11 protein-coding genes are annotated in these 9,415 nt (G+C 64.7%); 6 read left to right on the top strand and 5 right to left on the bottom strand.

Annotation, left to right across the window (positions count from 1 at the left end):
• Both Q0S71_RS12240 and prpB read right to left on the bottom strand, forming a co-directional pair.
• Nucleotides 1-471 (bottom strand): citrate/2-methylcitrate synthase (locus Q0S71_RS12240; protein ID WP_295995644.1); only part of this gene is annotated, 471 nt, incomplete at its 3' end.
• Between the two features lie 51 nt (nucleotides 472-522).
• Nucleotides 523-1,410, bottom strand: coding sequence for a methylisocitrate lyase (gene prpB / locus Q0S71_RS12235; protein WP_295995642.1), 888 nt, complete (start codon nucleotides 1,408-1,410; stop codon nucleotides 523-525).
• A gap of 207 nt (nucleotides 1,411-1,617) precedes the next feature.
• Between prpB and prpR the strand changes: the two genes are divergently transcribed.
• Nucleotides 1,618-3,267 carry a propionate catabolism operon regulatory protein PrpR gene (gene prpR / locus Q0S71_RS12230; protein ID WP_295995639.1) on the top strand — a complete coding sequence of 550 codons (1,650 nt, stop codon included), beginning with the start codon at nucleotides 1,618-1,620 and terminating at the stop codon, nucleotides 3,265-3,267.
• Between the two features lie 14 nt (nucleotides 3,268-3,281).
• Here prpR and Q0S71_RS12225 read toward each other — a convergent pair whose 3' ends face one another.
• Complete coding sequence (locus Q0S71_RS12225; RefSeq protein ID WP_295995636.1) at nucleotides 3,282-4,028, bottom strand: hypothetical protein; 747 nt, start codon at nucleotides 4,026-4,028, stop codon at nucleotides 3,282-3,284.
• A 164-nt stretch (nucleotides 4,029-4,192) separates the two neighbouring features.
• Between Q0S71_RS12225 and Q0S71_RS12220 the strand changes: the two genes are divergently transcribed.
• The 3 genes from Q0S71_RS12220 to Q0S71_RS12210 are packed head-to-tail and all read left to right on the top strand — an operon-like array spanning nucleotide 4,193 to nucleotide 6,826.
• On the top strand, nucleotides 4,193-5,071 hold the full coding sequence (locus tag Q0S71_RS12220) for an alpha/beta hydrolase (RefSeq protein WP_295995634.1): 879 nt from the start codon (nucleotides 4,193-4,195) through the stop codon (nucleotides 5,069-5,071).
• Nucleotides 5,072-5,078: 7 nt separating this feature from the next.
• Nucleotides 5,079-6,125: a sensor histidine kinase gene (locus Q0S71_RS12215; protein ID WP_295995630.1), complete on the top strand. Its 1,047-nt coding sequence runs from the start codon at nucleotides 5,079-5,081 to the stop codon at nucleotides 6,123-6,125.
• Complete coding sequence (locus Q0S71_RS12210; RefSeq protein WP_295995627.1) at nucleotides 6,122-6,826, top strand: LytTR family DNA-binding domain-containing protein; 705 nt, start codon at nucleotides 6,122-6,124, stop codon at nucleotides 6,824-6,826. Before Q0S71_RS12215 ends, Q0S71_RS12210 begins: the two co-directional genes overlap by 4 nt.
• Before the next feature lie 4 nt (nucleotides 6,827-6,830).
• Here the strand turns inward: Q0S71_RS12210 and Q0S71_RS12205 are convergent, their stop codons facing one another.
• Nucleotides 6,831-7,859 carry a catalase family peroxidase gene (locus Q0S71_RS12205; RefSeq protein WP_295995624.1) on the bottom strand — a complete coding sequence of 343 codons (1,029 nt, stop codon included), beginning with the start codon at nucleotides 7,857-7,859 and terminating at the stop codon, nucleotides 6,831-6,833.
• 204 nt (nucleotides 7,860-8,063) lie between these two features.
• Between Q0S71_RS12205 and Q0S71_RS12200 the strand changes: the two genes are divergently transcribed.
• Together Q0S71_RS12200 and Q0S71_RS12195 are read left to right on the top strand one after the other, a co-directional pair.
• Complete coding sequence (locus tag Q0S71_RS12200) at nucleotides 8,064-8,348, top strand: type II toxin-antitoxin system mRNA interferase toxin, RelE/StbE family (RefSeq protein WP_295995621.1); 285 nt, start codon at nucleotides 8,064-8,066, stop codon at nucleotides 8,346-8,348.
• Nucleotides 8,323-8,610, top strand: a complete 288-nt coding sequence (locus Q0S71_RS12195; RefSeq protein WP_295995619.1) for a helix-turn-helix transcriptional regulator — start codon at nucleotides 8,323-8,325, stop codon at nucleotides 8,608-8,610. Before Q0S71_RS12200 ends, Q0S71_RS12195 begins: the two co-directional genes overlap by 26 nt.
• A 101-nt stretch (nucleotides 8,611-8,711) precedes the next feature.
• Here the strand turns inward: Q0S71_RS12195 and Q0S71_RS12190 are convergent.
• The coding region (locus tag Q0S71_RS12190) for an AAA family ATPase (RefSeq protein ID WP_295995616.1) at nucleotides 8,712-9,415 on the bottom strand (704 nt) is incomplete at its 5' end.

The following is a 9,415-nucleotide window of genomic DNA, read 5'->3' as shown; positions in this document are numbered from 1 at the left end:
GCCGTTGTGGCTGAAGTGGTACCAGTACAGCAGCATCGAACCGAAGGAAGCCATCAGGCGGTCGGCGATGTCGCGCGCGCCCGGCACGTTGTGGTCGTCCTTTTCCGGCAGCGTGCAGCCGAGCACCGAGACGCCGGTGCGCATCACGTCCATTGGATGGGCGGACGCCGGCAACGCTTCCAGCGCGGCCTTGAGCGACGCCGGCAAGCCGCGCAGCGATTTCAGTTTGGCTTTGTAGCCTTTCAGTTCGGCCGCATTCGGCAGTTTGCCGTGCACCAGGAGGAAGGCGATTTCCTCGAACTCGCAGCTGTCGGCGACGTCGAGAATATCGTAGCCGCGGTAGTGCAGGTCGTTGCCGGTTTTACCGACCGAGCACAGGGCCGTGTTCCCGGCGGTGACGCCGGACAGGGCGACGGATTTTTTCGGTTTGAAGGTGACGCTGGCGGTGGTGCTGGTCTCAGTGGTGCTCATGTAATTTTTCTCCAGGGTCGATCCGGTGTGAGATGCGGTATGAAATGCGGTTTATTTTTTCTGCGCGGCGAACAGCGCGTCGAGCTTTTGCTCGAAGGTGTGATAGTTGATGCGCTCATACAGTTCGGCGCGGGTCTGCATGGTGTCGATCACGTTCTGCTGCGTGCCGTCGCGGCGGATCGCGCCGTAGACGTTTTCGGCGGCCTTGTTCATGGCGCGGAAGGCGGACAGCGGATAGAGCACCAGGCCGACGTCGGCGCCGCGCAATTGGTCCACCGTGTACAGCGGCGTCGAACCGAATTCGGTGATGTTGGCAAGCACCGGCACCTTCACCGCCCTGGCGAATTGCGAGTACATGGCCAGGTCGGTGATCGCTTCCGGGAAGATCATGTCGGCGCCCGCTTCGACGCAGGCGATGGCGCGTTCCAGCGCCGCGTCCAGACCTTCGACCGCCAGCGCGTCGGTGCGCGCCATGATGACGAAGCTGTCGTCGGTGCGGGCGTCGACGGCGGCCTTGATGCGGTCGACCATCTCCTGCTTGCTGACGATTTCCTTGCCGGGACGGTGGCCGCAGCGCTTGGCGCCGACCTGGTCTTCGATGTGCATGGCGGCGGCGCCGAACTTAATCATGGACTTGACGGTGCGGGCGACGTTGAAGGCCGAGGCGCCGAAGCCGGTGTCGACGTCGACCAGCAGCGGCAGGTCGCAAACGTCGGTGATGCGGCGCACGTCGGTGAGCACGTCGTCCAGGTTCGAGATGCCCAGGTCGGGCAGGCCGAGCGAGCCGGCCGCGACGCCGCCGCCGGACAAATAAATCGCCTTGAAGCCGGCGCGCTTGGCCAGCAGGGCGTGGTTGGCGTTGATGGCGCCGACGACCTGCAAGGGGGATTCTTCCTGCACGGCCAAACGGAATGCGGCGCCGGGGGTTTGCTTGCTCATGTGGTGTCCTTGGAGTGATACAACGATGGACTGCGTATTGCAAAGGGCATGCCATCGCCGCGCGGGACTGTGGAAAATTATTATTTTCATAAAAATCAATAACTTACAGTACACCCTCGCGGCCAGATAGTTGAGTTATCAAGTGTCTATACGTTTCATCGATGTTTCATTTTGAAAACATCGAAACCAATGAACTACAATTGAAACATGCGCTCCCAACCTCCCCTCCCCTTCGACAGCGCCGACAAACCGGTGATCTGGACCGTTTCCGTCTCGCGCCTGTTCGACCTGTTCCGCGACATCACGCTCGAATACGACGATCTGGCGACGATAGAACCGATCAACCTCGGCTTCGACGAAGCGGCGCGCCACATCCGCGAACGCATGGCCACGGAGCGCTGCGACGCGGTGATCGCGGCCGGCTCCAACGCGGCTTATTTAAAGGGCCGCCTGTCGGTGCCGGTGGTGGTCGCCAAGGCCAGCGGCTTCGACGTGATGCAGGCGCTGGCGCGCGCGCGCCGGGTGTCCGAGCGCATCGGCGTCATCACCTACCAGGACACGATGCCGGAACTGAGCGAGTTCGCGGCCACCTTCGGCTTTCCCATCGCGCAGCGCACCTACGCCACCGAGGAGGATGCGCGCGCGCAGATCAACGATTTGAAGGCGGCCGGCATCGAGGCCATCGTCGGCGCCGGACTGATTACCGACCTGGCCGAGGAAGCGGGATTGACCGGCGTGTTCGTGTACTCGGCCGCGTCGATCCGCCACGCCTTCGATGATGCGCTGGAGCTGGCGCGATTGTCGCAGCTGGAATCGAACCGCGGCCGCCGCGTGGTGGTGGCCGACACGCTGCGCGCCAAGCATGGCTTGAACGATTTGCGCGGCGATTCGGCGGCGATGGAGTCGCTGCGGCAGTCGGTGCTGCTGTATGCGAAGTCGCCGGCGACGGTGCTGATCCAGGGCGAAACCGGCTGCGGCAAGGAGTTGGTGGCGCAGGCGATACACCGCGAGAGTCCGCGCGGCCTCGGTGCGAACCGGCCCTTCGTCGCCGTCAATTGCGGCGCCATCGCCGAGTCGCTGCTGGAGTCGGAATTGTTCGGCCATGAGGAGGGCGCGTTCACCGGCGCGCGGCGCGGCGGCCACGCCGGCTTGTTCGAAGCGGCCAACCACGGCACGCTGTTCCTCGACGAAATCGGCGAGATGCCGCTGGCTTTGCAAACGCGCTTGCTGCGGGTGCTGGAAGAACGGGAGGTGGTGCGCGTCGGCAGCACGCGGCCGATCGCGGTCAATGTGCGCATCGTCAGCGCCACGCACTGCGACCTCGAACAGCGCGTGCGCGAGGGCCGCTTCCGCGCCGATTTGTTTTACCGGCTGGCGGTGCTGCGCCTGTCGTTGCCGCCGCTGCGCGAACGCGCCGACGATGTGATGCTGCTGGCCGAGTGGTCGCTCAAGAATGCGCTGGCGGCGCTGGGCGCGCGGCCGCATCCGAATCTGCATGCCGAGGTGGTGGCGTGCGCGCCGCTGCTGACGCGCTACGACTGGCCGGGCAATGTGCGCGAGCTGCGCAACCTGACGGAGCGCCTGGCGCTGTTTTTGGCGGCCCAGCCTTTGCAGGCGCTGACGCCGTCGTTCGTGATCGGCGTGGCGCCGGAATTGTCAGCCAGGGCGCCGTCCGGCGCGCCGGATCAAACGACGGCGAGCCATATTGCGCCTGCCGCCGTTGCCGATCGCGCGCGCCTGGAAAGCGCCACGCAGGTGCTGGCGCGTTTCGGTGGAAGCCGCGAAGCGGCGGCCGATTATCTGGGGATCAGCCGCACCACGCTGTGGCGCAGGCTGCGCGCGGAAGGTGGCGGCTAAGCGTGGCCCAACCTTCAGGCGATCGCGAACACGACGTCGAACACGGAATTCTTGTTGATGTGGCGCGCCGTTTCTTCGTGCGCCAGGGCGGCGTTCAGCGCCGCCAATTCGTCTTCGCAGCAATGGACGTTGACCGCCATGGCGACGCCGGAAAAGATGTCGGGGATGTAGGTGGCGTAGATGTCGGCGGCCTTGGCGCTGAACATGCCGGCGCGCCGCAGCACGCTGCCGGCCGCGTCGAGGTGGCGCGCGACATCGTCGTCGCTGACGCCGGCGCGGGCCAGGATGGCCGCCGCTTCGGAGGCGGCGTTCAGGTCGTCCTGATTCATGGGCAGGCCGAGCTTCTTCGCTTCGGCGGCGAATTCGAGCACCGACTGGAAGGAGCCGATCTCGATGCCGGCCTGCGGCGCGAAAGCGAAATCGCGGCTGCTGGGCGTGCCGATTTTGAGGAAGATGGCGCGCGCCTCGCTGAACAGGCCCAGATGTTCATACGCCGCCATGCGGTTGGCGAGGACGGCGGGATGGGCGTCGAGCAGGCTGGCGTTCTGGAAGCAGCGCTCCATCTGCGCCACATCGCCGGCCGCCGCGTGCAGCATGGCCAGCGCGCTCCAGCCGTCGGCCGGCGCGCTGCGCAGCAGCTGCTCGCATTCGCGCTTGATTCGTTCCCACTCGATGCTGTCCCGGCGCTGATATCTTCCACTCTGTCGCATCGCATTGAGTCGATCAAGGAGATTGTCGGATAAGGTTGAGGGGGCGGTCATCGTCATCATCGCCCCATTCTATACCAGCAATTGGCTCTGCCTATCCCCTATCTGCGTGATATAAAACAACACCGCTCATCCTCGTTTTGTGCCGCTGGTCCTTCTTCATAGGTGGGCGCGGGCGCCGCTGTTTAGCATGGCGCATCGTAAACGAGGAGGCGAAAATGCAACGGTCACTGATTTCCATTTTGTTTTTTGCAAGCAGCCTGCTGTCGGCGCAAACCCCGGCGCAGGCGGCAGCGACGCATCCGGCGTTCCATGTCGACGTCACCGGCGACGGCGCGGCCATCATCCTGATCCCCGGATTGTCATCGCCCGGCGCGGTGTGGGACGGCACCGTGCAGCACCTGTGCGTGCAGCAGCATCACCAGTGCCACGTGCTGTCGCTGGCCGGCTTCGCCGGCACGGCGCCGATCGCCGAGCCGCTGCTGCCGGCGGTGGAACAGCAGCTGTCCGATTACATCGCCGACCATGGCCTCGATCATCCGACCGTCATCGGCCATAGCATGGGCGGCTTCCTCGGCATGAAGCTGGCGGCCGATCACCCGCAGCAGGTCGGGCGCCTCATCATCGTCGACACGCTGCCGGCGCTGGGCGCGATGCAGCGCCCGACCATCACGCGCGAGCAGCTGTTGCAAGCGGGCGCCGTCATGCGCGATCAAATGCTCAAGTCCAGCGACGCCCAAGGCCGCGCCTATCTGGCGCGCGTGATCCGCACCATGGTCAGCAAGCCGGCCGACGTCGACCGCGTGGCCGGCTGGGGCGCCGCGTCGGACCGCTCCACCGTCGCCACGTCGATGTACCAGATGATGACCGACGACCTGCGCCAGGACGTCGCGCGCATCGAGGCGCCGACGCTGGTCCTCGGCACCTGGATAGGCTACAAGGACTACGGCTCGAAAGACCAGTTCGAGGGCACGTTCAAGAGCCAGTACCAGAAGCTGCCCGGCGTGACCATCGAGATGAGCGACACCGCCCGTCACTTCATCATGTACGACGACGCCGACTGGCTGTATGCTCGCATCGATCAATTCTTGAAATGACAACGTAATGAATGCGACCCGTCCCGCGCTCGCGCGTATCCGCTGGTATTGGCCGCTCCAGATTCTGGTGTGGCACGGCGTCGCGCTGTTCAACCTGTTGTTCTACTGGCGCGCCGCGCCGGGCTGGCAGATCGTCGCCGTGTGCTGGTGGGCGGGGCTGAGCGGCATACTGTGCACCCACCTGTGGCGCGCGGCGTTGCGGCGACGGCCGCACTGGCTGGGCCGGCAGATGCACTGGAAATATATCGGACCGTCGCTGATGCTGCTGACGGCCGTGCAGACGGCGTCGATGACGCTGGCGTTCGCGGTCCTGCGGCCGATGGGCGCCATGCACGGCGTGAGCTGGCTGCCCGGCGCCCTGATATTCTGGTTTCTGGTGCTGACGCTGTGGACCCTGCTCTACATGGCGGTGCTGTCCGTGCGCCGCGCCAACCGTTACGAGGCCGAGGCGCTGCGGCTGGAACTGTACGTCAAGGACACCGAGCTGCGTGCCTTGCAGGCGCAGGTGAATCCGCATTTTTTCTTCAACAGCATGAACAGCGTGCGCGCGCTGATCTACGAAGATCAGCACGCGGCGGCGCGCATGATCGATCAGCTGGCGGCGCTGATGCGCTACGCGCTGCAATCGGGCCAGGCCGACACGGTGACGCTGGCCGCCGAAATGGAGGCGGTGCAAGCCTATCTGGCGATAGAAAAAATCCGCTTCGAAGAACGCATGCGCGTCAGCGTGCGGATCGAGGCGGGACTGGAGCAGGTGCGCATTCCTCCGATGGCCTTGCAGACGCTGGTGGAAAACGCCGTCAAATATGGCGTCGAGACCAGCGCCGGCGGCAGCGAGATCCGCATCGTGGCGCGCCGCGTCGACGGCATGGTGCGCATCGAGATCGCCAACGCCGGCGCCATCGTGCCCTTCGCCGACTCCACCAAGGTTGGCCTGGTCAACACGCGCAAGCGACTGGCGCTGGCGCTGGGCGCGGACGCCCGTCTGGACTTGAGCGAGAACGGCGGCTGGGTGCGCGCGACGCTGACCGTGCCCACGCTGGAGGCGGCATGATGCGCGTGCTGCTGATCGACGACGAACGTCTGGCGCGCGCCGAGTTGCGCCGCCTGCTGGCCGCGCATACGCAAGTGGAGATCGTCGGCGAGGCGGTCAACGCGGCCGACGCGCTGCGGCAGATCGCGGCGCTCAAGCCGGACCTGGTCCTGCTCGACGTGCAGATGCCCGGCGGTTCCGGCTTCGATCTGCTGGCGGCGCTGGACGAGGCGCCGGACGTGATCTTCACCACCGCCTTCGACCGCTACGCCTTGCAGGCGTTTGAAGTCAATGCGCTCGACTATCTGCAAAAGCCGATCGAGGCCGGGCGGCTGGCGGCGGCGCTGCTGCGGGCCGGCCTGCGCATCGACCGGGCGGCCATGCCGGCGCGGGCGGCGAAGAAAATCTTCATCAAGGATGGGGAGCGCTGCTGGTTCGTCGGCCTGCACGATATCCGCCTGTTTGAATCGGACGGCAATTACACCCGCATCTATTTCGACGCCGAGCGGCCGCTGATGCTGCGCAGCCTGAACCAGCTGGAAGAAAAGCTGGACCCGAGCCAGTTCTTCCGCGCCAGCCGCAAGCACATCGTCAATCTCGCCTTCGTGCGGCGCGTGACGCCGACCGACGCCGGCGGACTCGATCTGATTTTATCGGACGGTGTGGCGATCGACGTGTCGCGCCGGCGCGCCGCCCAGTTCAAAAGCCTGGGCGGTTTCTAGCGCCTCACTGGCCCGACAGGCGCTTGGCGAACGAGAAGGCGTAAGCGGGCGAGCGGAATAACAGTATCGGGTCCGAGGTCGGCGCGATACCGTCGGCCATCACCAGCGGATCGAAATTGATCTTCTCGCATTCGGCGCCCGCCTGCGGCGTCGCCTGGGCGATGGTCAGCGTGCCGGCCTTGAAGTGGCGGCGCGCCTCCGGCCACGCCAGCGTCGCGTTGTCGACCGGGTCGCCCGGCTCGCCTTCGTAGACGATCATGTCCCACTGTACCGGCGCCTTCGCGGCGCGGGCGATCAGGCCCGCTTCGAGGAAGTCGTGCGGCGCCGTCTTCAGCGCCGCGGCGCTCAGCTGCTGCTCGCCGTCGTGCGGGACGAAGCGCCAGCGCACCATGTGCTCGGCCTTTTTCGCGTCGATGAATTTGAAGGTGTGCACGCTGTAGAACGCCGAGTTGTAATACTGCGCCGGCGGGCCGTTCTCCTGGAGGAAGGCCGCTTGCGACATCGCGTCGGGATGGCTGGCGAAGAAGTCCTTGAGCTTGTCCGGATTCGGTTTGCCGGTGGCCGGATCGGGCTTGCTGGCGACGAGCATGGCGTTGAAGGTGTCGGGATGGGCGGCGCCGAAGACCGGCGTGTTGAGCATCGTGATGTGCTGTAGCGCGCCGCCGGGTAGGCGCAATTCCAGCGCCATGCCGCGCGCGTTGCGGGCCGCGTCGGGCAGGTTGGGGTTGCCGCCGGCGAGCGAGAAGCGCGCCACCACCGGCACCGCCTTGCCGGAAAAGAGCGCGGAGCTGCTCAAGGTGGCCGCCGCCGGCGTGCCGACGAACTCGCCGGCCGCGCACGTGCCCTTGATGTGGTTGCGGCGCTGGCCGGCATGCACGCCGAAGGTCGATTCGAGCGTGTCGACCACCTGGTCGGCGCGCACTTCGGCGACCGCGTCGGCCGCGAACGATGGCGCGGCGCCGGCCGCGAGCAAGGCGGCGAACAGCAGTTGCGGGGTGCGTTGTTTGAACGACGTGGCGCTAGGGAGTTTCATGGCAGCTTTCTCAATGGGGAATCGGTGCCAGGCTCCGGCTTGCGCAGCGCTGACCACAGGCAGTCTAGCGAAGCGGCGCTGTCGGGACGGTGACAGCCGGATGACAAATTTGTCAGAATCGATGCGATACCGCCGTACAAACCATGGCTCATCCGGCATTGATGCGGGATCAAACAGCGATCCTGGTTTTATCGACAATGGGGCATGTGGCGAATTGAAGAACATCGACGGGTGGACAAGCAACTTTCTGGCGCCGTTCCAGTCGAAGTATTGAGGCGCTACGAAAAATGGAAAGAGACGGTGCAGTACTTCGGGCCGCCGGGACTGCGCGCCGTTAAGGGATTTCATGACGAGGCGCTGTCCGGCGCGTGGCACGGTTATCGTTCGTCCCGGCTTGGCCTACAATGGAGAATAATCTATCGGGTCGTCGCTGATGTATTTCTGATCGAAGTAGTCGAGATCAATGCCCATCAATATCGAAAGCACTGACATGAAGAATTTTATCCCTGCGAAAAAACGTATCAATGTGTCGGTGGGCGAATCGGTCCGCACCATGCGGGAACTACAGGAACTCAGTCAGGCGCAACTGTCGGAGCGTTGCGGCATAGCCGTGGCGGAGATCATGGCGATCGAGACCGATAGCGCCAGTCTCGGCATTGAGCATGCAAAGATACTCGCACGGGCATTGCATTGCCATCCCGCCATGCTGATTTTTCCGGGCTGGGAACTGGAGCAGGAATCCGCAGCCTGAGTCGGCGTTTAGTTCCGGCGATTCCACGGCCAGACGCCGGCCAATAAAAAACCCGCGACACTTGCGCGTCGCGGGTTTTTGAACGGGACTACCGTCCGGTTTTATTCGACTTCGACCGTCTCCGGCGGCACCGTCGGCGCGGCGTCGGATTCCGGGAACTCCAGCTTGACCTGGTCTTTCTCGTCCAGGTCGACCGTCACGCGGCCGCCGCTGACCAGGCGGCCGAACAGCAGCTCGTCGGCCAGGGCCTTGCGTATCATGTCCTGGATCAGGCGCGCCATCGGACGGGCCCCCATGAGCGGATCGAAACCTTTCTTGCCGAGGAACTTGCGCAGTTTCTCGGTGAAGATGGCTTCGACCTTTTTCTCGTGCAGCTGCTCTTCCAGCTGCATCAGGAACTTGTCGACCACGCGCAGGATGATTTCCTCATCGAGCGCACGGAAGCTGATGGTGGCGTCGATACGGTTGCGGAACTCCGGCGTGAACATGCGCTTGATGTCGGCCATCTCGTCGCCGGCCTGCTTGGAGTTGGTGAAGCCGATCGACGTCTTCTGCAAGCTCTCGGCGCCCGCGTTGGTCGTCATGACGATGATGACGTTGCGGAAGTCGGCCTTGCGTCCGTTGTTGTCGGTCAGCGTGCCATGGTCCATCACTTGCAGCAGGATGTTGAAGATGTCCGGATGCGCTTTCTCGATTTCGTCGAGCAGCAGCACCGCGTGCGGCTTCTTGGTGACAGCTTCGGTCAGCAGGCCGCCCTGGTCGAATCCGACGTAGCCGGGCGGCGCGCCGATCAGGCGGCTCACCG

Source organism: Rugamonas sp. (assembly GCF_025354735.1).
Lineage (GTDB): Bacteria > Pseudomonadota > Gammaproteobacteria > Burkholderiales > Burkholderiaceae_D > Rugamonas.
The sequence above is the reverse complement of the archived record's forward strand: the minus strand, read 5'-3'. Positions and strand labels throughout refer to the sequence as shown.

Bases quoted from the DNA above. Each gene is read 5' to 3' on its own strand.
- prpB (WP_295995642.1), bottom strand. From the start codon at position 1,410: ATGAGCAAGCAAACCCCCGGCGCCGCATTCCGTTTGGCCGTGCAGGAA.
- prpR (WP_295995639.1), top strand. From the start codon at position 1,618: ATGCGCTCCCAACCTCCCCTCCCCTTCGACAGCGCCGACAAACCGGTG.
- Q0S71_RS12225 (WP_295995636.1), bottom strand. From the start codon at position 4,028: ATGACCGCCCCCTCAACCTTATCCGACAATCTCCTTGATCGACTCAAT.
- Q0S71_RS12220 (WP_295995634.1), top strand. From the start codon at position 4,193: ATGCAACGGTCACTGATTTCCATTTTGTTTTTTGCAAGCAGCCTGCTG.
- Q0S71_RS12215 (WP_295995630.1), top strand. From the start codon at position 5,079: ATGAATGCGACCCGTCCCGCGCTCGCGCGTATCCGCTGGTATTGGCCG.
- Q0S71_RS12210 (WP_295995627.1), top strand. From the start codon at position 6,122: ATGATGCGCGTGCTGCTGATCGACGACGAACGTCTGGCGCGCGCCGAG.
- Q0S71_RS12205 (WP_295995624.1), bottom strand. From the start codon at position 7,859: ATGAAACTCCCTAGCGCCACGTCGTTCAAACAACGCACCCCGCAACTG.
- Q0S71_RS12200 (WP_295995621.1), top strand. From the start codon at position 8,064: ATGTGGCGAATTGAAGAACATCGACGGGTGGACAAGCAACTTTCTGGC.
- Q0S71_RS12195 (WP_295995619.1), top strand. From the start codon at position 8,323: ATGCCCATCAATATCGAAAGCACTGACATGAAGAATTTTATCCCTGCG.